The organism is Chitinophaga sp. H8, assembly GCF_040567655.1.
Classification (GTDB): Bacteria; Bacteroidota; Bacteroidia; order Chitinophagales; family Chitinophagaceae; genus Chitinophaga; species Chitinophaga defluvii.
Genome location: NZ_JBEXAC010000002.1, coordinates 1,950,493 through 1,975,893, shown reverse-complemented (window position 1 = coordinate 1,975,893; position 25,401 = coordinate 1,950,493). Strand labels below are relative to the sequence as shown.

General features: G+C 46.3%; 18 protein-coding genes. 5 read left to right on the top strand and 13 right to left on the bottom strand.

Going from position 1 to position 25,401, the window contains the following annotated elements; translation table 11 throughout:
- Positions 1-4: 4 nt before the first annotated feature.
- A complete protein-coding gene (locus ABR189_RS21880) occupies positions 5-865 on the bottom strand; it encodes a hypothetical protein (RefSeq protein WP_354662616.1) in 861 nt (286 codons plus the stop codon).
- Positions 866-1,457: 592 nt separating this feature from the next.
- On the opposite strand from ABR189_RS21880, the gene ABR189_RS21875 reads away from it, so the two are divergent.
- The 4 genes from ABR189_RS21875 (at position 1,458) to ABR189_RS21860 (ending at position 4,876) form a co-directional block, all read left to right on the top strand.
- Positions 1,458-3,053 carry an ABC-F family ATP-binding cassette domain-containing protein gene (locus tag ABR189_RS21875; protein WP_354662615.1) on the top strand — a complete coding sequence of 532 codons (1,596 nt, stop codon included), beginning with the start codon at positions 1,458-1,460 and terminating at the stop codon, positions 3,051-3,053.
- A 154-nt stretch (positions 3,054-3,207) separates the two neighbouring features.
- Complete coding sequence (locus ABR189_RS21870; RefSeq protein ID WP_354662614.1) at positions 3,208-3,705, top strand: GNAT family N-acetyltransferase; 498 nt, start codon at positions 3,208-3,210, stop codon at positions 3,703-3,705.
- A gap of 10 nt (positions 3,706-3,715) precedes the next feature.
- Positions 3,716-4,198 carry a MarR family winged helix-turn-helix transcriptional regulator gene (locus tag ABR189_RS21865; RefSeq protein WP_354662613.1) on the top strand — a complete coding sequence of 161 codons (483 nt, stop codon included), beginning with the start codon at positions 3,716-3,718 and terminating at the stop codon, positions 4,196-4,198.
- An 87-nt stretch (positions 4,199-4,285) separates the two neighbouring features.
- Positions 4,286-4,876 (top strand): helix-turn-helix domain-containing protein, encoded by a 591-nt coding sequence (locus ABR189_RS21860; protein ID WP_354662612.1) that lies wholly within the window; start codon positions 4,286-4,288, stop codon positions 4,874-4,876.
- Positions 4,877-5,177: 301 nt separating this feature from the next.
- Here the strand turns inward: ABR189_RS21860 and ABR189_RS21855 are convergent, their stop codons facing one another.
- Genes ABR189_RS21855 through ABR189_RS21845 form a run of 3 tightly spaced genes read right to left on the bottom strand, consistent with a single transcriptional unit; the run spans position 5,178 to position 8,065 of the window.
- On the bottom strand, positions 5,178-6,092 hold the full coding sequence (locus ABR189_RS21855) for an alpha/beta hydrolase (RefSeq protein ID WP_354662611.1): 915 nt from the start codon (positions 6,090-6,092) through the stop codon (positions 5,178-5,180).
- 23 nt (positions 6,093-6,115) lie between these two features.
- Positions 6,116-6,973, bottom strand: a complete 858-nt coding sequence (locus tag ABR189_RS21850) for an amidohydrolase family protein (RefSeq protein WP_354662610.1) — start codon at positions 6,971-6,973, stop codon at positions 6,116-6,118.
- Between the two features lie 12 nt (positions 6,974-6,985).
- Complete coding sequence (locus tag ABR189_RS21845) at positions 6,986-8,065, bottom strand: Gfo/Idh/MocA family protein (protein WP_354662609.1); 1,080 nt, start codon at positions 8,063-8,065, stop codon at positions 6,986-6,988.
- Between the two features lie 207 nt (positions 8,066-8,272).
- Here ABR189_RS21845 and ABR189_RS21840 point away from each other — a divergent pair, with 207 nt between their 5' ends.
- Positions 8,273-9,142 (top strand): AraC family transcriptional regulator, encoded by an 870-nt coding sequence (locus ABR189_RS21840; RefSeq protein ID WP_354662608.1) that lies wholly within the window; start codon positions 8,273-8,275, stop codon positions 9,140-9,142.
- A 140-nt stretch (positions 9,143-9,282) separates the two neighbouring features.
- On the opposite strand, the gene ABR189_RS21835 is transcribed toward ABR189_RS21840, so the two are convergent.
- The 9 genes from ABR189_RS21835 to ABR189_RS21795 all read right to left on the bottom strand — a co-directional run bounded on the left by ABR189_RS21835 (position 9,283) and on the right by ABR189_RS21795 (position 25,198).
- On the bottom strand, positions 9,283-12,057 hold the full coding sequence (locus ABR189_RS21835) for a family 78 glycoside hydrolase catalytic domain (RefSeq protein WP_354662607.1): 2,775 nt from the start codon (positions 12,055-12,057) through the stop codon (positions 9,283-9,285).
- 29 nt (positions 12,058-12,086) lie between these two features.
- On the bottom strand, positions 12,087-13,052 hold the full coding sequence (locus ABR189_RS21830) for a glycoside hydrolase family 43 protein (protein WP_354662606.1): 966 nt from the start codon (positions 13,050-13,052) through the stop codon (positions 12,087-12,089).
- Between the two features lie 16 nt (positions 13,053-13,068).
- On the bottom strand, positions 13,069-14,394 hold the full coding sequence (locus ABR189_RS21825) for a hypothetical protein (protein WP_354662605.1): 1,326 nt from the start codon (positions 14,392-14,394) through the stop codon (positions 13,069-13,071).
- Positions 14,395-14,420: 26 nt separating this feature from the next.
- Positions 14,421-16,157, bottom strand: a complete 1,737-nt coding sequence (gene ilvD / locus ABR189_RS21820; protein WP_354662604.1) for a dihydroxy-acid dehydratase — start codon at positions 16,155-16,157, stop codon at positions 14,421-14,423.
- Positions 16,158-16,259: 102 nt separating this feature from the next.
- Positions 16,260-17,555, bottom strand: coding sequence for a hypothetical protein (locus ABR189_RS21815; RefSeq protein ID WP_354662603.1), 1,296 nt, complete (start codon positions 17,553-17,555; stop codon positions 16,260-16,262).
- 63 nt (positions 17,556-17,618) lie between these two features.
- Positions 17,619-18,827, bottom strand: a complete 1,209-nt coding sequence (locus ABR189_RS21810) for a DUF4998 domain-containing protein (protein WP_354662602.1) — start codon at positions 18,825-18,827, stop codon at positions 17,619-17,621.
- A 47-nt stretch (positions 18,828-18,874) separates the two neighbouring features.
- Positions 18,875-20,059: a DUF5000 domain-containing lipoprotein gene (locus tag ABR189_RS21805; protein ID WP_354662601.1), complete on the bottom strand. Its 1,185-nt coding sequence runs from the start codon at positions 20,057-20,059 to the stop codon at positions 18,875-18,877.
- Positions 20,060-20,083: 24 nt separating this feature from the next.
- On the bottom strand, positions 20,084-22,009 hold the full coding sequence (locus ABR189_RS21800) for a RagB/SusD family nutrient uptake outer membrane protein (RefSeq protein WP_354662600.1): 1,926 nt from the start codon (positions 22,007-22,009) through the stop codon (positions 20,084-20,086).
- A 12-nt stretch (positions 22,010-22,021) separates the two neighbouring features.
- Entirely contained in the window at positions 22,022-25,198 is a 3,177-nt protein-coding gene (locus ABR189_RS21795) for a SusC/RagA family TonB-linked outer membrane protein (protein WP_354662599.1), read from the bottom strand.
- Positions 25,199-25,401 lie beyond the last annotated feature (203 nt).

Here is a 25,401-nt window from a genome sequence, read left to right as displayed (position 1 = left end):
TTGGTTATTGCGATTCCTTTGGTGGCGGAAGCGTTAGCTTTGGTATCTGGCTTTCGTCCGGACAAACAAAGTTTATCACTGGGTTGTCAATAACCTGAATAGCTGTCCGGCTCCTTTTTGGTGTGAGTTTTTCAACAGTTCCGTTCTTTATATACAGCGCTTTCCGGAAAACTTTAATCTGATCCTGGTTGAGTTGCTCCAATTGTGTTCCCAGTATTTGTGCAAGAAGTCCGGGGCTTGTTGCTTGTTTTTCAAGTTCGATATTACCAACCATATAGTGCCCGTTCTTATATTCGATGCTCAGATTCCGGCCATCAGGAAAGGCATTGCTATTTACAACGGCATATATTTCATCATACTTTTCGGGGATAGCGTAGGTATATACAAAAGCAGTGGTATCCTTATGTTGTCCGGGTAGTTTTACGGCGATCGCTATTTCGCTGCATTCCTTTCTGTTAACATTGATATAGGTATAATATTCGTAGGGGCATTGGGGTTCCTCTCTGTATACCGGGCGGAATGCTGCGCCTGCATGATCACTTTTCCCAATACGCACAAACGCTTTCCGGTCGCCAAAACCCCGGAAACATATCTGATCCGGATGTTTGTTTCCGCTGGATACAAAAAGATCTACCAGGTCCATTGTCCCGGATACAAAGTTGACTTTATTTTTGTTAACCGCTTTCCATTCCCCATTCAGGTATCTGCCTTCGTTGAAAATATGGAAGCGGCCGTTTTCTTCCAGAATGAAGTGTACCTTTTCTTCATTGCCTTCAATAGGTCCGGCAATATAATAGCCCGCAAACTGCGCGGAAGAAGATAGGTTTAAAAGCAAAAGAATAAATAATACAAGCCGGTTTTTCATACAAACAAAATAATTAAAAAAAAATACATGCCCTATTTTCTGTTTTTATCCATTACCTTTGCCCCATCATGAAGTAATTATCTCTCCATACAAACACGGTATTCTACCGTAACACGGCCTCACAGGTACGTGTATTTCAACAATCACTTTATTACATCGCAAATCCGGCTATCCCGGTCATTATTAACCTGTTAATACGTCCATCACCATGTAAAATAGCTGTTAGCCGTTAGCCATTATGATATGTTATAATAATAGTGAAAATAGCATTGCTTGCTCCTGCTCCCCCGGCCCCTTAAAGGGCGTTTAACCTACAGTTGATGCATAGTTCAGCTATAGTTGAAGCATAGTTAAAGCATAGTTAAAGCATAGATAGAGTATAAAAAGGCTATAAAAGGCTGTAAAAAAGGGTATTCTAAAAAGGCATTCTGGTACAATATTAACACACAGGAGTCAAATCAAATTACAATGATTATATAAACCATCCGCTGCATTAGGTTAAAAGCTAATAGCTAAGCTAATAGCTATTTACAAATCGCTGCATTAAGCTAATAGCTAATGGCTAATAGCTAACAGCTAACACTCAAAATCCATGCTTATTATCGCACAAAATATCAGTTATACCCTTCCTTCCCGCCAGGTATTATTCCAGCATATCCATTTCACCCTGAACAAGGGCGACAAGGCCGCTATTGTGGGCAATAATGGTACCGGCAAATCTACGCTGCTGAAAATACTGGCAGGGCAGTTATCTGCAACCACGGGTACTATCAGCAAGAGCAATACGCTGTATTATGTACCGCAGCATTTTGGGCAATACAATGCGCTAACGGTAGCGCAGGCATTAGGCGTAGACCATAAAATGGCTGCTTTAACGGCTATCCTCAGCGGAGATACCAGTGAACATTATTTCGGGATCCTGGAAGATGACTGGGACATTGCCGAACGGTGTGAACAGGCGTTACAGCAATGGGAATTAGCGCATATTTCCCTGGAGCAGCCCTTTGCCCGGCTAAGTGGCGGGGAAAAGACCAAGTTATTCCTGGCAGGCATCAGCATATTCCAGCCGGCGGTTATCCTGCTGGATGAGCCTACCAACCACCTGGACGCCTATACCCGGCGGCGGCTGTATGAATGGGTAGCCACGACCAACAGTACGCTGTTGGTGGTAAGCCATGACCGGCAGTTGCTGCAACTATGTGAGCCTATATGGGAACTGACACCAGCGGGTATTCATGCATACGGTGGCAATTATGCCTTTTATGAGCAGCAGAAAGCCCAGGAAGCCGTGGCCCTGCAACAGCGCATTACACACGATGAAAAGGCGTTGAAAGAAGCACGTAAAAAACAGCAACAGGTAATGGAACGGAAGCAGCGGGAGCAATCGCAGGCACAAAAGCGTAGTGCCAATGGGGGCATCCCCAAAATCCTGCTGAATGGCCGCAAGAACCAGTCGGCCAATACCATGGCTAAATTGAAAGACGTGCATATGGAAAAGGTAAGCGATCTGAAAAGCCAGCTGGACCAATCCAGCGCGGCGGAACAGGTAAGCCGGCTGATGAAGGGGCATTTTGAAGATGCCGCCCTGCACAATGGGAAAATCCTCGTCAAAGCTACCGGGGTCAACTTCGCCTATCCAGGTGCCACCCCTATGTGGCCGGAGCCGCTCAATTTTGTGATTAACAGTGGCAGCAGACTGGCTATCACCGGTAGCAATGGCAGCGGGAAATCCACGTTGATCAAACTGATCATGGGCAAGCTCACTCCTACCAAAGGGGAGCTTTATACCGCTCCCGCCCACCGGCTACTGCTGGACCAGGACTATTCCCTGGTAGACCGCCACAAAACCGTGCTGGAACAAGTGAGCGCTTTTAACGAGGCATTAATGGAAGATCATCAGCTTAAAACAGCCCTGGTACGCTTTCTTTTTGATAAAGACAGCTGGGATAAACCATGCGCCGCATTAAGTGGCGGGGAAACCCTCCGGCTGGCCCTGTGCTGTCTGACTCTCCAGAACAAAGCCCCGGATATGATCATCCTGGACGAGCCTGCCAACAACCTGGACCTGGCCAATATTAAAATGCTCACACAGATCTTTTCCGATTATAGAGGTACCCTGATCGTGGTGTCGCATGACACGGATTTCCTTCAGGAAGTAAGGGTAAATGACTTCCTCCTGCTAAGCTGAGAAAGCGGAAAAATCAATGCAAAGTGCTCCTATCATACGCCGAAAGGGGAGAAAGGGTTTTCATACTTTGAACACCCTTTCTTTCCATTCATTTTAATAAAATATTTCTATTTATGTAGTCAACTACGTATTTTTGCACATAAATACCAAAACCATGACAAAGGCGTTTATTATTGACAGCGTGCGGAATACAGACAGTGCCCAGGTGATTAACCTCATCCTGCCTATCCAGCAAATAGAAAATAATGTGCCGGTGAAGCTGGAAGACCAGCCCGACCTCCTGGATATAGAAGGGGTATATCAGGCAAGTGGGGGTGGATTCTGGGCAGCCCGCCATGACGGGGAAATAATAGGTACCATCGCATTAATTGCCATCGATAATCATGGTGGCACCATCCGGAAAATGTTTGTCAAAAAGGAATTCCGGGGGAAAGAATATGCTATTGCCCAGCAGTTGCTGGAAAAGCTGATAGACTATTCCAGGTCCGTTGGGATCACTGACCTCTACCTGGGCACTTTTCATACTTTAAAAGCCGCGATCCGCTTTTATGAGCGGAATGGCTTTGAACAGGTAGCGAAGAAAGATTTACCCCCTTCTTTTCCTGTTATGCAGGTAGATGATGTATTTTGTCATCTTGACCTCACCCGTTAAACCACCTCTTATGACAAATGTAATTGATCAGTCGGGCATCCTGGCAATTTCCACCAGGCTACAAAGGTTAAGCGATGAGATCCGTAAAGACGGACTGCGGATCTATCAGGCCTACGGAATAGATTTTGAACCCAAGTGGTTTCCGGTGATCTATACCCTGCACCATAAATCACTACTCAGCGTGGTAGAGATCGCCACAGAAATAGGTTACTCCCACCCTTCTACCATCAGCCTGCTGAAAGAACTGGAAAAACTCAAAATCATCCAGTCTAAAAAAGATAAACAGGATGAACGTAAAAGATTGATCCGCCTCACCGAAAAAGGTAAGGAACTGGTGGCCCACATCTCTCCCATATGGGAAGTGATGGTAACAGCATTAACCGCTCTGACAGATACCACCAACAACCTGCTGAAAGCTATTGATGAAGTGGAAAACAATATGAAACAACAGGGGTTCTACAACAGGGCAGAGCAGCTCCGGCAAAATCAGTAGCCACCTGCTAATTATATAAACCATTTCCTGAATTGTATAATCCCCCTTTCCCGCTGGCTGCCTACTTTAGCAGTAAATTCGGAGGTCATGGATAAACATAACAAACTGTTTATAAAAGGGATGGTGTGCAACCGCTGTATTTCATTGCTCAACAAAGAATTATCCCGCCTGGGATTACAGGTACAAAGCATCACTTTAGGAGAAGTAACGCTGGCAGAAAATCAACCTGCTATTAATGATACGCTGCTCAAAACCATGCTACAGGAAAATGGTTTTGACCTGTTGCGCGATAAAAATGAACTGCTCACCCTACAGATCAAACAACTGGTAGAGGAAGGGATCAAAACACAAGCCGAAACAGGGACTCCCGTGAAGTTCTCCAAACTGATCAGTCAGGGACTCAATAAAAGCTACGATTCCCTGAGTACCTTTTTCTCCTATTCGGCCGGCGTAACCCTGGAAAAATATATCATCCTGCGGAGAATAGATAAGGTAAAAGAACTGCTGGTATATACCGATAAAACCCTCACCGATATTGCGTATGAACTAGGATACAGTAGCATCGCCCATCTTTCCCGCCAACTGAAAGAAGTAAGCGGATTCAATGCAACACATTACAAGAAGATCAGGAAAGAGAAACTGGCAGCTGCGGCTAATAATGGAGATATTGCTCTCTGAATAGCATACTCCTAATATGCTCTAACACTTTCCAATTCATCCTTAACAACATTGATGCTTTCCATTCCAGTACTTCACCCTGGTATCCATATGCCTTCCATTCTCCATCAGGAATCCCATTTTTAAAATGACCTGGTCCACAGTTTATTATACATTCTCTCGATTTTGGCCGAAGTATGAAAAAAAGCATACCGCAGTTAACAATGGTATTATAATAGTATAAATATAAATCACTTTTCTTCCTGGTCTTTTTTATTGTCAGTTACTTTTGTTTTTGCGCAAAACAAACAGACCACTTTATTTATTTTACGGTAAGCCAGCCATTGCTGCTCATCCAATGGATACAACGGCCAAACCATTCTTCAAAAGCAGGCTCTTTCAGAAAGCCATGTTCTCCCCGCTGATAAATATGCATAGCAGCAGGTATCTTATGCCTTTTTAATGCGGTGAAGAAGCTGAGGGTATTTTCCACCGGTACTACGGTATCATCTTCCGCATGTACCAGGAAAGTAGTAGGCGTGCTGTCATCTACCTGCAACTCATTGGAGAACAACTCCGTCTGGGCATGATCGGGAGAGGCGCCCAGGAGATTATTACGGGAGCCGATATGTCCGATACTATCCGTAAAGCTGATCACAGGATTTACCAGGACCATAAAATCGGGCCGTACACTGATACCTGCCGGAACAGCTATCAGCGGCTGTTTAAAATGGGTGCCTGCTGTAGAAGCCAGGTGACCGCCTGCCGAAAAGCCCATAATCCCGATCCTTTCCGGTGATATCTTCCATATGGCAGCCCGCTGCCTCACTACACTGATGGCCTGCTGAGCATCCTGCAAAGGGCCGATAGCAGGGTTTACGAGGAACTGTTTATTAGGCAGCCGGTATTTCAGTACAAAGGCAGTAACGCCCTGTTTATTAAACGCCCTGGCTACATCATTTCCTTCGCGGTTAATGAGCAGCGTACCATATCCGCCACCTGGGCAAATGATCACCGCAGTACCGTTGGATTTCCCTGCCGGGGGCAGAAATACCGTTAAGGTAGGGCGCGATACATTGCCTGCCAATAACCCTACTACATCATCCGTCCGCCTGGTTTCCGCATCCGGTGCTGCCACTGCATTGGGAATAGCACCAGGGTAGAGCGGAATTTCCTTTTGTGCCACACAAGTAAAAGTGCTGCCAGCCAGCAAGCATAATAAAACAATTCTTTTCATCATCCTGTTTTTTGCCGGGCTGCTCAGAGCCGGTATATGTTAACTGCGTTATCGTAAAAGATCTTTTGCAAATCCGATGCGGTGCATCCTGCCAGCCCCTCTTCCAAGGCGGCCAGCCATTGCGCCCAGGTGCCTGACAGCAATACCACGGGCCAGTCGCCACCAAATAATAGCCGGTCTGTCCCAAAACAGGCCACCGCATGTTGAATATATGGTACCAGTTCGGCAGGTGTCCAGTTATGCCAGTTGGCTTCTGTGATCAACCCAGACAACTTGGCCACCACATTCGGGAACTTTGCCATGGCTGCTATCTGTGCTTTATATACTTCCAGTCCGCCGCCTTTAATATCCGGCTTGCCCAGGTGGTCCAGGATAAACAGGGTATCGGGTACTGCTGCCATCATCCGGATCGTATCTGGAATAGCAGCAGGTTTTACGCTGATATCAAAAGAGAATCCATATTCACCCAACAAATGTACACCTTCCAGAAATGCAGGACTGCAACATAATGCCGGATTATCATCATACATCCTGCGCACGCCTTTTACAAGTGGATAGTCTTTTAATATATCCAGTACCGTTACCAGCTGTTTTCCCGTTTCTACCGGCGCATAAGCTACGATTCCCCGGATGCGTGTATCTTTTGCGGCCTGTGCGGTTACAAAACGTACTTCTTCTAGGTATTGCTCCGGCAGGCATTCCGCCTGTACAAACACCATCTGCGCTACCTGGTAGTCCTGCACCGCCTGCTGATAGTCAGGCAGCAGAAAAGACCGGTGGATAGCCGGTACACTTTCCAGCCACGGATAGTGCAGCAGGCTGGTATCCCACAAATGTAAATGGGTATCTATAATGGGTATATTACGTAATGCTGTTGACATGAAATATTGCGTTTACACAGGGATCAATGTACCCCCGTTATCGCTGGAAGCATAAGCGGCTTCTACTACCTGCATGGTCCGGTGAGCACTGTCTACATGATTGATCAATACATCCGTGGAACCTTCTGCATAACACATCAGGTTAGCCATTGATCCGATAAAGGCATCCGGAAACCAGGTACCTTCCAATGGCACGGTGATCCACTCCGGAGGTTTATTGTCTTCCAGCACCACATACTCAAACGTATCCGGTACGCCGCTGGGATAGTCCAGGTTCATCCCCAGGGTAGTTCTGATAGCCCCTTTGGTGCCTTCAAATTTAATAAATGAGTCCTGGTATTTCAGGCCAAATTCATGTCCGTGGTTGGTATTCACAAAAGCCCGGATAATATCATCATACTCCATGAGAATGACGGACCGGGTAGATGCCAGCTGCATCATCTTGGGATGTTTCAGTGTTTTGGCATAGATCTTCTTCGGCTCGCCAAAAAAGTACCGGATCATATCCATGTAGTGGATGCTGTGGTACAGCATTTCCATCCGGGGGATCCCGAACAGGAACTGCCACAGGTGCCAGGGATGGTAGATGTTCATGCGGATTTCCATGTCATGCAGTTCCCCTATTACACCACGGTCTATCAGGTCTTTCGCGATCTGTACCGCCGGGATGAGGCGCATCTGGAAATTCATAGCAGCAGTAAATTCTTTTTCCCGACAGATACGCAGGATCTCATCTGCCGCCTGTATATGTTCTCCCATAGGCTTTTGCATGAGCACTACCGCTTTTTGCGGCAACTGCAATAATACGTCCGCCAGCGCGGAAGCCGGTACTGCGATATCAAAAACAGCATTTTCCAGTACACCCGCTACCAATTGCGGAATATCATCATATACTTTTGCAATATTAAATTTTGTGGCCAGTGCCACTGCCCGCTCCCGTGCCGGGTCGCAGATGCCTGCTACCTCCCATCCGGCCTTTTCATAAGCCGGCAAATGTGCATCATGCACAATACCTCCGGCGCCGATAATAGCAATGGGACGGGGATGTAATGGCATTTGTACTTTATAACTAATCGCTGGTGATGCACTCATATGCTAATCTTTTTTTGGTCGATTTAATTCAAATTTATCCAGTAATCCTACTGTTAACCCACACTTTGCTAAACTTTACCTATACTATTTTGATCTTTTAATACATCTTACCCGGATAATCTTGTATATTAGTGTTACGTCAACCATCATGCGCTATTTAATATTAAAATAAGCGCCGTTTAATATAACCAATTCCGCGTTGTGAACATGAAAGCAATTCTACAAAAAGTACCTGTATTTACGGATGCCTCTTTTGCAGTGCAGGAGTTTAGTTCGGCCTACTTTGATACTCCCTGGCACTTTCATCCGGAACTGGAGCTTGTATTGATCGTACAAGGTACCGGCAAAAGATTTGTGGGCGATCATATCAGTGATTTCGGTCCGGGCGACCTGGTACTGCTGGGTCCCAGCCTTCCGCACTGGTACAGAAATGATGCGGCCTACTACGAACATCATCCCAACCTGAAAGCAGCATCCATTGTGGTACAGTTTACCAAAGGATTCCTGGGAGATGCTTTTTTTAATGTTCCCGAAACTTCCGGTATCCGGAAAATACTGGACAAGTCGGCTATGGGCATTGAAATTGGTGGCAGCGCCAGAAAAAAGATCACCCAGATGATGCACGATATACGTCATCTTACAGGCATGGAAAGATTGATGCAATTGCTGGCGATACTGAACACCATTGCCAACACCGGCAATTATGAAATCTTATCCAACCAGGGTGCTACGGGCATTAATATCAAAGATTCCGAAAGGCTCAACAAGATCTTTGAATATATCATGCGCAATTTCACCAATCCTATTTACCTGCATGAAATAGCCAGTATCGTAAACATGTGCCCCTCTACTTTTTGCCGGTATTTCAGGAACAGGACACGTAAGAACTTTACCTTTTTCCTGAATGAAATAAGAATAGGACATGCCTGCAAAATGCTGATAGAAGAAGATCTCAGCATTACAGAAATATGTTTCATGAGCGGCTATGATAATGTGGCCTACTTTAACCGGCAATTCAAAGCGATTAAACAAAAAACACCAAAGGAATTTAAGCAGGAATATCACAACAGGCGCTAACACCGTTTGATAGTGATCTAACTACCAGTTAAAAGCTGTCCCTAAAACTGTTCACATAAAAATGCCCCCAAAAAGCAACTGACTTTTTGGGGGCATTTCCATTAACGGCACATCCGTTTTATTTTTGGCACCTGCCGCTCTTATTGCTTATATACAGCTGCAAAGTCATAATTCCCCGAGCCGGTTTCAATCACAGCATAGCCGTTTTCCTGCCGGAGCAACTTAATATCTTTTACATCTTCCACACGTTTTCCACCTTCTTTTATGCTGCCGCCTGTAGTTACAGGGAGCCATATCTCCGCACGGGTGTTAGCAGGAATCGTTACTTTCAAATGGAATTGTCCATCCCGGATGGCCCAGTCGCTCCCAATTTTACCATGCACAGAATTATAGCTGCCTTTTGCATAGGTGAGGTCGCCGGCAGGCTGTGGTTTGATAATGATCTTTTTAAATCCTGGTGCCCCTGCATTGATCCCCAGCAGGGAACGGTAAAACCATTCGCTCACAGAGCCAAACATCGGATGATTCTTGGAATAGGTATTATCGGATTCCTTCCAGGTTTCCCACAAGGTAGTAGCGCCCTTTTCAATCATATGGCCCCACCCCGGGAAGGAACGCTGGTTGGCAATACGGTAAGCCATTTCATTCTGCTCTCTTTCCCGCAGTACATCAAACAGCATTTTTGTAGCAAAGATACCGGTAGACAGGTGCCAGTCGCGCTGTTCAAACGCAGCTACCAGCGCATCAAATACTTTGGCATCATCCCCCGCTTTGATCAGCCTGGCCCATAAGGCATACAGCTGTGCAGATTGTGTACCTTTCTCAAACTTACCGGTGCTTTTATCCTCAAACTTGTTCACGATAGCCTGCCGGATCTTACCTGCAAGAGCAGTGTAGGTGGTTTGGTCCGCAGTACGGTCCAGTACACCTGCCAGCTCCGACATCACTTCCGCATGCAGCATATAAAATACAGAGGCCGCCAGGGGAATGGCTTTTTCATCCAGCGATTCATGATCTCCCAGGTCTTTATCAAACAGATAATCTTTCGTGCTGGCCGACAGGAAATTCATTTGTTTGGTAAGTGCGGCATAGTTTTCTTCAATCACCCTTTTATCTCCGTAAAATTCATACATCCTTTTCACCATATAAGGAAATACCGCCTGGAACCCCAAAGGACCAGACTTATCACCAGGGCCTGCATCTGCAATCCCTACAAAGGGAGCTGTTTCTGTAATCCCCCCTAATGGCCGCTGATCATTCGCATGGTCCCGAATGGTCTTCGCATAAAATCCCGGCATGTGATAATGATACATAAAGGCTTCTGTGGTGCAGAAGATATCCCCGCCGTAGGCAAGTTTTTCGCGCGCCGGGCAATCAGATTGCACACTGAATGCATTGCTGAGGAAAGTCCATTGCGTGTTTTTATCCAGTTGGTTGAACATGCCATTAGAGCTGGAGAAGGTACCATCTGTTTGCAGGTCTGCATTCATACGCAGGCCTTCTATGTCTGCCAGTGTGGGCTTACCAGGCCATCCGGTTACTTCCACAAAGCGGAAACCATGGAATACAAAACGGGGTGCCCACATTTCTACGCCTGTTCCTTTCAGGGTATAGCTATCTTCCTGCCAGGCTATCTGTGGGGCGCCCGGACCACCATTCCCGCCTTTTATCTGTCCGGCTACACCGGTCATTACATTCAGGCTCCCATCAGGATATTTATCTTCTCCATAACGCATGGTAACCCGTGTACCTGCCGGGCCTTTCACCCGCATTCTGGCCACGCCGGCAAAGTTTTGCCCCATATCAAACAGGTATACTCCCGGCTTGATTTCATGCACACTGATGGGCTTAACGGTTTTGGTTACACGTATAGGTGGCTGCATTTGCGGTGTCAGTATTCCTGCCGGGCCTGTTACGGACACAGCAGGTTTCCAGCCGGTAGTGGCAGCGGCTGTGCTCCACCCGGCTACTTCCAGACGGGCATCATAATGTTCGCCCAGGTAAATATTATTCCGTACAACCGGGCCGGGCGCTGTTTGCCAGCTTTCATCTGTAGCGATCACTTCCGAAGTACCATTATCATATACTACCCGTATCATGGCTTTTACACAAGGGCGGCCAGTAGTCAAAGCATTCCTCATATTAATACTTCCCCAGAAACGTAAAGGGAAAGCATTATACCAGCCATTGCCCAGCATAATACCTGCCGCATTTACCCCACTGCGGATATCGCGGGTGATATCATATACGGTGTACAATACCTGTTGCTGATAGGCAGTCCATCCCGGATCCAGCATATGATCGCCTACTTTCTTCCCGTTGAGATAAGCTTCATAGTATCCCAATCCGCTGATATATAACCTTGCAGTGGCGATCTTTCTTTTAGGAGTGAATGTTTTACGGAACAGAGGCATGCGGTCGTCCTTGTAGAAGTCCTCGTCGCGCTCCGGCAATGTGCTGCCATCCCCAATCCATTTTGCCTGCCAGTCGGATGCAGCGAGTGCGGCCGTTTCAAACCACTGTGGGGCACTCCATCCGGAAGCGATGCCTTTATCGTTATACACTCTTACCCGCCAGTAATACCTGGTAAAAGGTTGCAAGGGTTGTCCTTCATACGTAATGTGCAGGCTCTGGTCAGACATCACCTTACCGGTGGTCCACATATTACCTTTCCCGCTTTTGATAGCGGCTTCATGATCACTTACGAGCAGTTCATAAGCGGTTTGTTGCTGATTACGCCCGTCCCCTGCCAGGGTCCAGCTAAGGCGGGGATGCGTAATATCTATACCCAATGGGTTCACGATATATTCACAGGTGAGTGTTCCCGGTTTTAATACGGGAGCAGCCACACTAAACTGCAGCATACCTAATAATGCAATAAAAACAACAACAATTTTCTTTAATGATCCCATCATCGGTACTGTTATAAATAATCTAATCAGGTTTATTTTAATATAGTCAGTTGGCCTTGCTCATCTTTCACTTCATATATTTTCAGGCGTTCCTGCGGCGTGTTATTCGGCGCATGGTAAGAGATCCGCAGCTTACCTGCAAGATCATAGAACAACATGGCATGACCACCGTTATCATCATTGAGGGTGGCAGCATCATGTATCCAGGGACCGGTGATGTCGCCACTTTCAGAGCGGACTACGCCGATGGCGTATTGCCCGTTCTTATCAAAGCTGGACCACAGCATCAGCAGCTGCCCGTTTTTAGTACGGTAAGGAAAGGGAGCATCAGTAACGTAACCGGTTACACCCTGCCCGCTGATTGCTTTCACCCAGGGTGCCTGGGCAGCTGTAAACAATTCTACCGGTGCACCGATAGTTGTTTTAAGATCGGCCGACAGCCGTTGAGCCAGCACCCTGCCATCCTTAGCTTCCAGCCATTCATGAGCATAGATGATCCAGGGCTTTTTATGTTTGTCTATATACAGGGTGCCATCCAGACACATCATATCAGCCGGTGTAACCGGGCCATTGACCAAAGGCAGGAAAGGCCCGGCAGGACTATCTCCCACAAGGATAGAAGTCCCCCGCTTTTTACCCGGTGCACTGAAAGTGGCCAGCATATAATATTTCCCTTTATAAGCATATACATCCGGCGCCCAGAAATCAGATTTACCCCAGAAGTCATTGGCAGCGGTAAAACATGATCCTCCATCCTGCCAGTTCTTGAGGTCTTTGCTTTTATATACCTTAAAATGCGGGTTTTGATTAGCATGTGTATAATAACATTTATTGCGGCGGTCTACCACAATAAAAGGGTCCCTGATCCGGATATTGTCTACCGGCAGGTTATAAGCAGTATTGGCTTGTGCCATAGCTGCATACCCTGTTATACAAAGTAATACAGCGCCCGCTATGGAGCGCTGATAAAAAGTATTTAATAATCTTCCGTACATCATCCTGTTTTTCGTTGTATTACATAGACCGGAACACGATAAACGGCAAGCTCACCGTAGTCAGGTACACTGGTCCGCGGGTATAACCCGATGGGTGAAAACATTCATACGGTCCGCTAAAACTGCTGCCTTTACGGAAATCATGTTCTCTCAGTTCAGTGACATATTCTTTCACCAGCTTTCTGGCGGCTGTCGGGTTCACCTTGGCGATGGCATAACCTACCCATCCCGTAGGTGTGCCCCAGTAAGCACCATTCTGATAGGTATCTTTAGGTACAATAGCCGTTTCCCATGCTGTTTGTTCGCTAAAATCCGTTCCTTTCACTACATGCCGTATACTGCCACGGTAAGCCAGGTTGCCCTGTTCGTAGGCGGTAGCCAGGTATCTGCAGGCTTTTTCCTGCTGATCACCTTCCAGTAATCCCAGGTAGATCGCCAAAGCAGTACCCCATACATCTGCCTGACTGCTTCTGGCGGTAGATGCTTTCAGCATCCCGTTTTCATCCAGGAATACACCAGGTAATGCTGTTTTGATCTGCCTGGCAATAGCCTTATAGGCAGCTGCCTTATCCGGACGTTTCAGCCGGGTAAACAGGGAAGCCATTTGTTCTGCAGCTACATATTTCAGGATAGAAGTAAAACTCAGATCGCCTGTGATCGCAATGGCATCACGGAATCCAAAGTCTACTCCGCGGAAGGTATCATTCGTATATACGATCCCATTATCCAGCCGGGAAGGCGGCACTTTAAAAGCGATCTCCAGCCGGTCTATCAGCCGGGTGCCATTGATTTCTTTAGACAGCAGACTGATGTCACCACCGGTTTTTATGTAATAGTCCGCCATGTGGATAAAGTAAAACTGGTCGCAGTAAGCGGGTGTCATCCCAAACTCTTTGGCGCCTTGCGCTTCATAATCATAGGTACCCGGATAATAAATCGGTTTGTTATCATCTACCCGGATATGATCTGCGATGGAACCATAGGGCACCATAGTGCCTGCTTTGGTGATCCACGTCTGATCACATTGGGTAGCAGCGGTAAGCAACAACATGTGTTTTTGCTCTGCTTTGGTAACAAAGCCGCTCTCTAATGACATCGCGTAATCGCGGATCCAGAAGGAAGGATAGGTTTCCCTTCCGCCTGGTCGGATCAGGGTGCCTTTGGTATTATTCTTTCCAAATGGTGCCACCAGTGCCTGTCCGGGCAGGATACGCGAACTGTCCATTACAGCTTTGGTCATTCCTTCCAGGAATACCAGATCGGTCATATCAATGATCCGCTGTTGTGCAAACACAACAGCGGAAAATGACAGGTTACAAAATAGTAAAAAAAAGTACCGCTTCATATCGATAGCATTACTGAAAAATAGGTTTACTTAAAATCGGCTGTTACCACAGGTGGTACGGGGTTTGCCGGTGCCCGTAATATTTTAAACTCATCTGTTACACACCCTTCGGAAGCAGAGCTTACAGTAAGGCTGTATTTGTACAAGATACCCTTTTTATACCGGGGTTCCGGCATTTGCCAGGCGGCTGTTCTCCGCTGGATCTCTTCTTCATCCAGGTGCGCTTCAATGGTATTATTCACGGCATCGATAGTGATCAGGTCACCATTTTGGAGCATCGCAATCAGTCCGCCATCAAAGGCTTCCGGCGTAATATGTCCTATTACAAATCCATGTGTGCCTCCGGAGAAACGGCCATCGGTGATCACCGCTACAGAGTTGCCCAGTCCCGCGCCCATAATAGCTGCGGTGAGTTTCAGCATTTCTGGCATACCTGGTCCTCCTTTAGGCCCTTCATACCGGATCACGATCACATCACCCGCTACAATTTCATGGTGCTGGATAGCGTGTATCGCCGCAAACTCGTTGTCATATACTTTTGCCGGACCTTCAAACCGTTCTCCTTCCTTACCGGTGATCTTGGCTACAGCACCACCCGAGGCAAGGTTGCCGTACAGGATCTGTAAATGCCCGGTTGCTTTTAACGGGTTATCCAGTGGGCGCAGGATCTTATATTCTTCTTTTAAATCAGGTACGTCTGCCAGGTTCTCTGCCAGCGTTTTACCTGTTACGGTCATACAACTGCCATCCAGATAACCCGCTTCCAGCAATAGTTTCATAATAGCCGGGGTGCCACCAGCCTCATGCACATTATACATCATGAATTTGCCGCTGGGTTTCAGATCAGCGAGCAGGGGTACCCGGTCGCTGATGCGCTGGAAATCGTCCAGGCCCAGCTCAATATCTATGGCTTTGGCAATGGCAATCAGATGTAATACGGCATTGGTAGATCCTCCCAGTGCCATCGTCAGCACGATCGCATTCTCGAAAGATTTTTTTGTCAGGATATCTTTTGGTTTCAGGTCCTTTACCAACAGCTGATGGATGTATTTTCCCACCTGCAAACATTCTTCTTCTTTCTCTTTACTCACGGCAGGATTGGAAGAGCTATACGGCAAACTCAGCCCCAATGCTTCTATTGCCGCCGCCATCGTATTGGCGGTATACATGCCACCGCAGGCGCCTGCACCCGGACAGGCATTGTGAATGATCCCTTTAAAATCTTCTTCTGATAATTTTCCTGCCAGCTTTTCGCCATAGGCTTCGAGGGTAGACAGGATATTGATCTCTTTTCCTTTGTAATGGCCGGAATGGATAGTACCCCCATATACCATCAGGGAAGGACGGTTCAACCGGCACATGGCCATCACGGCGCCGGGCATATTTTTATCACACCCCATCACCGGTATCACGGCATCATACCATTGTGCGCTCACCACCGTTTCTATAGAATCGGCAATAATATCCCGCGAGGGCAGCGAGTAACGCATCCCCGTAGTACCCATCGACAAGGCATCACTGACTCCTATGGTATTAAAAATCAATCCCATCATACCACTTGCTGCTATCCCCTGCTTGATCAGCAGGGCCAGACTGTTCAGGTGCATATTGCACGGGTTCCCTTCAAAGCCGGAACTGGCTATGCCCACCTGGGCCTTCTCTAAATCGGCATCTGTAAATCCTACCCCATGTAACATGGCTTGTGAAGATGGTTGGCTTTCCTCTGCTGTAATTACGCGACTGTACTTGTTTATGCTGCTCATGTGTCTATGGATTCAGCGCCCTGGTTTCCTTACTATCGGGTGCTGTTATGAAACAATAAATGAATTCTGAAGGAACAATGTCTGTATGATCAGTGCGGTTACTTATTCCAATAAAAACAGCTTTCCCTCTCCTGGTAAAAAAGAAGCGGAGAAACTACCTTTCTTTCGTTTGTAATCCGTGGGTTGCATTTTACCGGTAACAGCCACCTGTAAAATCTTCTTAGCAGGTTTTGATATCCGGAAGTTTACTGCTGCGGTTTTGGTAAATGACTTATTTACCACCATCACATAGTCTTTGCCGTTATCCCTGTTTACCATGTGCGACACAATCAGGTCCTGTGTGGTATCCTGGGGTTGCAGGAAAAAGTTTTCCGGCAGCCTTAAAATGCCGGTGCCTTCCTGTGAACCGCTATGGTACACCTCTGTAGCATCCAGCTTGATCAGCGTTACGCCCAGTTGTTTGAGATCTTTATTGAGCTGTTGGAATGGTTCGTAGAGATCTGTTTTAAGACCGGTACTGTCAATGATGGCACTGGTGAATTTTTCTACCGGCTGATTCACCGGTGTGCAATAGGTAAACCATACTGCATTTTTAATACCATATGACAACGCAGAATAAGCGCTGTATCGCAGTTCCGCCACCGTAGGGCGACGGTATGCACCCAGGATCCCCATAGACTGGAGGTAGCAGGAGGTTTTTACGCCATACTTTAATCCTGCCCGCCGGATGATCTCCAGATTGTTAAAATAAGTACCCCCGAAAGAACCATCTGCACGAAGCGGATAGTTATCAAACGACAGGTATTGTAAGTTTTCAGGCCCTGCTTTTTCCACCCATTTCTCCACATATCCTTTTTCATAATTGGGCACTGCCCAGTCGGGCAACAGATTTACATAAGGTACTTTGCCGGGAGCAAGGGCCAGGATCTTTTTATAAGTATCCGCCGGCCAGTCGAGCGCTTCGGGACCTGGTTCATCCTGGATCACAAAACCTGCTGTAGCGGGATGGTCCTTATAGTCGTTCACCATAGCCACCACTTCTGCTGCAGTACCTCTTACCCGCTTATCCGATGGATAATAATACAAGCCTGCCCGGTGAGATAAATCCAGGATCTCCCTGTTCCTTTGAATGCCTTCCTGTCCCGGGCGGTCGGCATCGCCTATATACTGGATATAGTCAACGTGTGCCGCTTTAATATCGCGGAACTGTGCCTCCGTCGTGATGCTTTTCAAAGGACCGTAAAAGATCCCGATCAGTAATTCATTCGGATTCAGGCTGTCTATGGCCACCCTGTCTGTCACGGTATTGGCGCTTACCGGATTACTTCCTGCAGTGAGCAGCTGCATTAAACACCATGCGCCAATTACCTTACCTGCAAATCTGTTGTTTATCATCATCTTTTAAACTTTTATACAACGGGATCATCCTGCTTTATAACGCGCCGGGGCGCTCTCTGGTAGTTATTGCAAAGAGCCCCAGAATGTCATTTCCATCATATGTGTGCTGAGTGAACCGGACCACTTTTCCAGGATCTTCACCCTGATATAACGTACTGGTATCGTACCTCCTTCAAATTTAAACAGCTCCCCTGCGGCCGCATAGTCTATATCCTGCTGGGTGTTGGTACCCACGGGACTACCGGAAGGTTTCACACAGATACATTCTTTCAGCTTCACCCAGCCGGTATAACTTCCATCTGCCGCAGGATTGTTACTGCCCCAGATCTCAAATTTGCTGGGATTACCAGCGGTATAAAGGGTGGTAGGATCCTGCCGCTGCCACCATTTCATTTCGCTTAAACTAGCCGTTACGCCCAGATCAAAATTAAAGTGGTGCGGTACTGGCAGTTCGGGGGTATGATAACCACGCCCTTCTGCAATGCTGCCATCCCAGAGGTAGTTCAGCTGCCAGCCCCAGGCAGAACCTGCATCACCAGGTAATGGATATTCGCGGAACAGAGATTTATCCAGCAGCGCTGCTGGTGCAAGAACGGTGATAGCAGCACTCTGAAAAGTATCGATAGCACCTTTTACGGGCATAAATAAAGTAACATAAGAGAAATCCGTACCGGACTTATAATCCATTACCTTGCTGGTATCTTTACCAGCGGGAAAGATTACGGTACGTAAATGATTGCTATTGTCTGTATACGTCAATTTCACGCCTACTTCCGTGCTATCTCCCGGCGCCCACATCAGCTCTGCATATTCCTTCCCTGCAACAACTACCACTTGCTTCAAACCTCTGCCCAGTAGAGTGCTTTCATAGTTCCCGCCATATACAGCATCTTCTACGGTTGTTTTAACTGATCTGTTGCCATCACTGTCATAGCTATAGATATTGAAGATATAATTCGCTTCATCAAGCGGGTGAATAATCACCTTCATGCTATCGGCATCATTACCGGCACCATTCCTGACCACAGGTACTTCCAGAGAATCACTGCCACCGTTCCAGAATATCCGGTACTTTTTGATGCGTCCGTCTGTAGTTACCCAGGCCAGCTGCAGCCGGTTCTTACCAGGGGAGGAGATTACAGAATCTGCCTTGGCAGGATATAGGATCTCTCCGTTTTTTGAATATTTTTTATAGTCATCCGATTTTGTACAGGCAGAAAGTATAAATCCCAATACTGCCACACAGATATACCATTTATGCTGACTTTTCATAACTGTTTAGTATAAGTCGTGATTGTTATCATTGCTACCGCAACGGTTTATTCTTCTGCTCCCCAGAAGGCTACCTGCATAATAAAGAAAGCATCATCGCCACTCCATGTTTCCAGAACTTTGATACGGATAAATTTAACCGCAGGCGTACCAGGAGGGAATACAAATTCTTCTCCGGCACCAATGAGGGCGAGATCTTCGGCGGTATTCGTACCCATCGGCAACCCGGAAGGTTTTACCGATTCCCCTTCCAGCAATTTGGTCCAGCTGTCCCAGCTGCCATCCGGGTTAGGATTATTACTTCCGTATATTTCAAACTTCTTCACATTCCTGTCGCTAAATGACACCCAGGATCCCCGCTGCCAGTAACGGAACCGGCTCAACTTAGCCTTAACGCCTATACTGAACGAAAACCATTGTGGCCATTTGCCATTAGCTGTATGAAATCCTGGCTTATCTACATTGGTATTATTCACGATGATACCATCCCACAAATAGGGCATCCACCAATTCCAGGCAGCTTTTTCATCAGTAGGTAGCGGATATTCATAAAACTTCAGCCGGTCCAGCTGCTTTTCGTACACAGGCACCAGTTCTTTTTCCAGGGTATCCGACCGGTTATCCCAGCGGTCTTTTATATATACTGCAAACTTGCGGGCAACAGTATCATATCCTCTTACCGAGAAATAGCCACTGCGTTTTTTGGTATAGGCCACATCAGACGTTACCCAATCGCCATTACTATCCGTAGTCAGCATAACGATATTTATATCAGCTTCTGATGGATTATCGAACTTAACGGTGGCTCCTCCAAAATCCCGGTCCAGCTGCAGCGATGCAAAAGTTTCCTGTACCGGAGGCCATAAAGGTCTTACCTTAATCAATACTGGTTCAGAAGTTCTTTCGGCGGCATTCACAGAATATACTTTCAACACTTTTTCCGTAGTATCGCCAAATCCTTTTAGTTCCAGGTAATTCTGGTAGAGGGAAGATTTAGCCTCCCTGATTTGTCCGTTTATTTCGCAGGTGACCTTTACGTATTGCAGGTTTTTATCATCGGGCAACCGGTATTTCAGTTTTACACCTCCCGCCAACCGCTCTACAGTAATATTTGTAACCTGTGCCGGAGCTGGTGCGCCGTTATCTACAGGCGCTATAGGCTTCTCTTTACAACCACCTATCAGCAGATAACTGATCAGCAGCGCTGGTATATAATATTTTGATAAGTTCATTGTCATCATTTTTAAAGGTGGAGATTACCATCCCAGGTTTTGCACCAGGTTTTTGTTTACAATGAGATTGTACTCCTTAATAGGCCAGAAATATTCTTTGCTGCCGAACTTCTTGGGAAAGAGTGTTTTTACCCGGTAATACAGCTTGGCATCATCCTGTTGGATATCCCATCCCTGGATATTGGTATTAAAGATTTCCCTCCCTTTTTTCCAGCGCCGCACATCCCAGTAACGCTGTCCTTCAAATGCCAGCTCTATCATCCGCTCCTGCTGGATAATACTTCTAAATCCTTCTTTAGTGGTGTATTTGGTACTTAACCTGGAATAGGTGGACCAGGAGGCTTCTACTGATTGCAGTCCGGCTCTGGCTCTTACTTCGTTGATCCAATGGTAAGCATCCCCGGAAGGGCCGTTATATTCATTCAGCGCTTCTGCGTATAACAGGTACAGGTTAGCCAGTCGCATTACCGGCCAGGGGTATTGTACAACAGTATACGGACCACCATCACCGGCCTCTATTACATTTTGAAAATGTACCAGCTTTTTAGGCCAGTAACCGGTGACAGAATACAGGGATAATCCTGACTTACCCGCATGTTGTTTGGTTTTTGCTTTTACAGTCCAGGTATTCTTATCATCAAATTTCCCCTGTCCGTACCATACGCCGCCGTCAAAAGCGAGGTCTGCATAAAACCGGTTCTCTCTGTCAAAATGCAGGCCTGCGGTTTCGTAGTTCTCTATCAGGTTAAATTTGTCATCGGCAGTGGTGGTTTTAACGTTGTATCTGCCAGCATAGTCCCAGTTCACATCCTCTTCAATAGGCACCCCATTTTTGGTATAGAACAGCTCTGCCATTTTTAAGGTAGGTGCCAGTAATGACCTTACACCAAGGTTATTGGGACGGGAGGGATCAATCCTCGCTTGTGACAACCTTTGTATTTCATCCGCGATGCTGTTGGTATTGGCCCATATCACTTCACTGTTCCACTTTTCTGTAATACTGTTGCGGATGCCCATTTGCAATATGGTGCGGGAAGATAATTCGTTTGTTATCACTTTAGGTTCATACTTGTACAATTTCAGCCCGGCTGCATGACAAGCCTCTACTGCAGCCTTACAGGCAGCTACGGCCTTACCCCATTTTTCTTTATCTGCCGTCTGGTTAAAAAGCTGTTCTCCATCCTTATTCCGCAATGCAGCCATATCTGTATTGCCGTTAAATAACGGGCTGGCTGCTTCCACCAGGATATTAGCTTTTATAGCCAGCATACCACTCCGGGTAATTCTTCCGGCTTCATTGTTTTCATTCTGAATCATCGCCGGCAGGTCTTCCCCTGTTTCATCCAGCAGCTGTATGATATAATTAAAACAGGAGTCAACCGGAGAACGTTTTACCTGCACCGCTTCTACGCCGGCAGAAACGTCCATATTCGTTTTAATAAGTGGTATAGGCCCATACATCCTTACCAGCCAGTAGTGATAATAAGCCTTCAGGAATTTCACCTCTGCTACCCATCTTCTCCTTTCCACCTCCTGGATGCCAGGCACACTGGGAATATTTTCCAAAAAAATGTTACAATCCCGTAATGCCTGGAACAATGATTTTATTTTAACCTGTGGATCTGCATCACCATCCCAGTAATTAAGTGTTGGATTGATAACACTCTGGTTCCCCATCGCTATATTCTCAAATACCATATTGGAATAAAACTGTGGTATCTGCGGGTAGGGTAGCCAGAATTCATCCCCAGCCAGAAATCCTGATGTTTTGGGATTGGCATGAGAAGGCATATAGGAATAGCAGGTAAAAAGGAATTTCTCCGCTGTAGTCCTGCTGGTAAATGCATTTTCAATAGTGGCCACATTATCCGGAATAACATCCAGGAACTTCCCACAGGATCCTATTGTACCGGTAAAAAATATTATTATAAATATCCTGATCAGCTTCATGATATATTGGAATTAGAGTGTGATAAAAAGCCCTGCATTCACTACGCGTTGCACCGGATAGCCGAGCCCGTATCCGCCCATTTCCACATCCCAGAGTTTGAACTTGCTTAAAGAGAACAGATTGATACCACTCAGGTAAACCCTGGCATTGGAAAGCCATACCATGCTTTTTGTTCTTTTAGGCAAGGTGTATCCTATCTCTAATGTCTTCATCCTTAAAAAATCACCATCACGCATGAACCAACTACTTTGTTGTATGTTATTGTTATTCTCCGTGGAACTCAACCGGGGCCATAATGCATAACTGTTCCGGTTATCCTCCGACCAATAACTATCGGCATAAGCTTTCAGCAATTGTGTTTCATTAATAAACGGCGCGGTATTTTTAGCATCAATCCAGAAAGAGGAACGGGCCGATCCCTGGAAAAATACAGACAGGTCAAAGTTTTTATACCCCATTGAAAACCCAAAGCCGTAAATAATTTCAGGATCGGTAGGATATCCCAGCGGCACTTTATCCAGGTCTGTAATCTGACCATCTCCGTTTACATCCCGGTACTTCAGATCTCCTCCTGCATATACACCAAAATTCTGCCGGGGAGAATTGAGTACTTCTGCATCATCGAGAAACATACGTTCTGCGATATATCCCCATTGCTGTGATAAAGAATGGCCTACATGCAGTTTGTAACCTTCTGCATACTGTGGTTCTTCATATACTTTGAAAGCGCTGGTGGCAAAAGTAAAATTGGCCCTTGCTTTAATCCAGAAGTTCTTTCCAAAAAAGTCTGAATACACAATGGATCCGTCAACTCCTTTTGATACCGCTTCTCCTACATTGGCCCTTACTGGGGCAGAAAGCCCCATGGTAGTAGGAATAGAAGCCCGGTCCATCAGGATATTGGTACGGTTTTCATGAAAATAATCTGCTTCAATAGTCAGCTTATCCTTCAAAGTTGCTTCAAAACCAATATTGGTTTTACGCGATTTTTCCCAGGTAATATCTGTATTGGAATATCTGGAAACAGTAACACCACTCCTTCCATAACCGTTGTTGGTGCCAAAATAGGCGCCCTTGTTCCAGTCATCCATATTTACGTTCGATAAATAGAAAAACCGGTCATTATCTCTTCCTATCGCATCATTCCCTACAAGCCCATAAGTGGCTCTGAATTTCAGATTTGAAACAACAGGATGTATGGGTTTCCAGAAATCTTCATTAGAGATATTCCAGGCAATACCGGCAGAAGGGAAAAACCCAAAACGTTCTGTTTTATAGAAACGTTCAGAGCCATTGTATCCGAAATTAAATTCTGCATAATACCTGCTGCGGTAAGAATAGGTAGCTCTTCCTGAAATTCCCGCATTTCTGAATGGCAGGGAGCTTTGCAGATCACCGGCATTTCCGATAATACTGTTACGCATGATGGATACCAGCGTACCGCTCAGGTCATGAACCTGGTTGATCGTGGTTTGATAATTGATACTTGCTTCCAGATAAGTGGTTGAACGCACATCTTTGGCCCCCTGATCAAAGTCGAGATATTCTTTCCCGGTAGTTTCATTCAGTGGCATTAACTGATAAACATCCGTTTTACGATCGTACGAACCTATCGCATAATAAAACGGGGTATAATAACGGCTCACATCATAAAAAGTATACCGCGAAGTATTGAACAACACCCGTGCGGTAAGCCCTTTAGTCCAGAAGGAAAGATCTTGTTTCAGCTCAAACTGTGCGTCCATTTTGGAGCTGGCATACTCTTTATATCCTTTTACCAGATTGGCATATGGGTTCAGATAGGTACCTGTGCCATAGTTACCGAACAGGATATGTTTTACATGAGCGTTTGCTTCATCAGGCTCAAAGTAGGCAGGAAACAATACCGGGTTACTATGCATCCCCTGGTTGTATATAGCAGACCCTCCGTCAATCGGACCTTTATAATCATCGAAAGTACCCGACAAACGCGCGATTACCTCTGTAGTGGGGGTCATGTTAATATTAATATTAGACCGCAGGGAGTATGTTTTCAGGTTTACATTACTGTTAAAATTATTTCTGCCATCTACGCGCAGTACCCCATTGTCCTGATTAAAAGTACCGGCAAGATAGTAGCGGGCTACTTTTCCACCACCACTTCCGTTCAGGTTCACCCGCTGGTTCATCGTATACCTTTTAAACAGTGCTTTCTGCCAGTCGGTGGTAGGGTATACTGCCGGATTTCCACCCGCGATCGTGTTATCTATTTTGCTTTGTGCATATGGAGGTATGCCCAGTGGATTCCTGGTCAATACTGCTTCATTCCCCAATTTCATATAGGTGATAGGGTCAGCAAGTTCTACATTCCTCGTAGGTGCAGAAAGGGAATTCTCCACTCTTATAGAAACGCTCAGCTTTCCTTCCTTACCTTCTTTGGTGGTAATCAGGATTACTCCGTTTGCGCCGCGGGCACCGTATAAAGAGGTAGCGGTAGCATCTTTCAGAATGGAAAAGCTGGCCACGTCATCAGGTTGTAAACGTGCCAGGTCTTTGCTACTCACTTCAATACCATCTATCAGGATCAGCGGGTCTTTTTTATATCCGAAAGTGGTGACCCCCCGGATGAAAAAGTCGGCGTTATCAGCGCCTGGCTCACCACTCCGCTGATAAGCGATCATACCGGCTATCTGCCCGGCAAGTGCAGTGGTAAGATTGCTGGAAGGCGTTTTCAGATCGGCAACATTCACAGAAGTCACTGCACCAATCATATCCTGCTTCTTTTGCTTTCCAAAAGCTACCACCACTACTTCACCCAATGCGGCGGCATCAGATTTCAACACGATGTCAATTTGTTTCCTGCCAGCTACCGGTACTTCCTGTGGTACGTATCCCATCATTTTAAGGGTCAGTACCCCCACCTTGTTAGGGATTACCAATAAATACTTTCCATTCGGGTCTACTACGGTACCCACTTTAGGGTTACCTTTCAACATAATAGTAACACCAGGTATTGGATTACCCAATGTATCTGTTACCATACCCCGTATTTCAATACCAGTGGTATCGGCGGCATTATTGCCAGCCTGCGGGATACGCGTTCCTGCCATTGCTTTCCCGTTACCAGCATAAATCATACAGTACAGGCAAAGGGGCATGGAGAAAAAAAGCAACTTCCAGGCGGGAATTTTAAGTAATCTTTTTCTCATAATGTTGTCATTAAAAACTTTTAGCGTTAAAAAACGGCAAGCCATACCGTATCATATCCCATGGCGGGATACGCGGCTTGAATTAAAATAAACGTAAGGTGCTGTCAGCGGTAATACCGGCTGTTGTTACCGCCCGTGTTGTTCACATCCGTTAATTTGCATCCGTGGAATTTTTTACTACGATGTTGGTTGATATTGTTCCT

Excerpts from the sequence above, each read along its gene's own strand:
- ABR189_RS21880 (WP_354662616.1), bottom strand. The coding sequence starts at position 865 with ATGAAAAACCGGCTTGTATTATTTATTCTTTTGCTTTTAAACCTATCT.
- ABR189_RS21875 (WP_354662615.1), top strand. The coding sequence starts at position 1,458 with ATGCTTATTATCGCACAAAATATCAGTTATACCCTTCCTTCCCGCCAG.
- ABR189_RS21870 (WP_354662614.1), top strand. The coding sequence starts at position 3,208 with ATGACAAAGGCGTTTATTATTGACAGCGTGCGGAATACAGACAGTGCC.
- ABR189_RS21865 (WP_354662613.1), top strand. The coding sequence starts at position 3,716 with ATGACAAATGTAATTGATCAGTCGGGCATCCTGGCAATTTCCACCAGG.
- ABR189_RS21860 (WP_354662612.1), top strand. The coding sequence starts at position 4,286 with ATGGATAAACATAACAAACTGTTTATAAAAGGGATGGTGTGCAACCGC.
- ABR189_RS21855 (WP_354662611.1), bottom strand. The coding sequence starts at position 6,092 with ATGAAAAGAATTGTTTTATTATGCTTGCTGGCTGGCAGCACTTTTACT.
- ABR189_RS21850 (WP_354662610.1), bottom strand. The coding sequence starts at position 6,973 with ATGTCAACAGCATTACGTAATATACCCATTATAGATACCCATTTACAT.
- ABR189_RS21845 (WP_354662609.1), bottom strand. The coding sequence starts at position 8,065 with ATGAGTGCATCACCAGCGATTAGTTATAAAGTACAAATGCCATTACAT.
- ABR189_RS21840 (WP_354662608.1), top strand. The coding sequence starts at position 8,273 with ATGAAAGCAATTCTACAAAAAGTACCTGTATTTACGGATGCCTCTTTT.
- ABR189_RS21835 (WP_354662607.1), bottom strand. The coding sequence starts at position 12,057 with ATGATGGGATCATTAAAGAAAATTGTTGTTGTTTTTATTGCATTATTA.
- ABR189_RS21830 (WP_354662606.1), bottom strand. The coding sequence starts at position 13,052 with ATGATGTACGGAAGATTATTAAATACTTTTTATCAGCGCTCCATAGCG.
- ABR189_RS21825 (WP_354662605.1), bottom strand. The coding sequence starts at position 14,394 with ATGAAGCGGTACTTTTTTTTACTATTTTGTAACCTGTCATTTTCCGCT.
- ilvD (WP_354662604.1), bottom strand. The coding sequence starts at position 16,157 with ATGAGCAGCATAAACAAGTACAGTCGCGTAATTACAGCAGAGGAAAGC.
- ABR189_RS21815 (WP_354662603.1), bottom strand. The coding sequence starts at position 17,555 with ATGATGATAAACAACAGATTTGCAGGTAAGGTAATTGGCGCATGGTGT.
- ABR189_RS21810 (WP_354662602.1), bottom strand. The coding sequence starts at position 18,827 with ATGAAAAGTCAGCATAAATGGTATATCTGTGTGGCAGTATTGGGATTT.
- ABR189_RS21805 (WP_354662601.1), bottom strand. The coding sequence starts at position 20,059 with ATGAACTTATCAAAATATTATATACCAGCGCTGCTGATCAGTTATCTG.
- ABR189_RS21800 (WP_354662600.1), bottom strand. The coding sequence starts at position 22,009 with ATGAAGCTGATCAGGATATTTATAATAATATTTTTTACCGGTACAATA.
- ABR189_RS21795 (WP_354662599.1), bottom strand. The coding sequence starts at position 25,198 with ATGAGAAAAAGATTACTTAAAATTCCCGCCTGGAAGTTGCTTTTTTTC.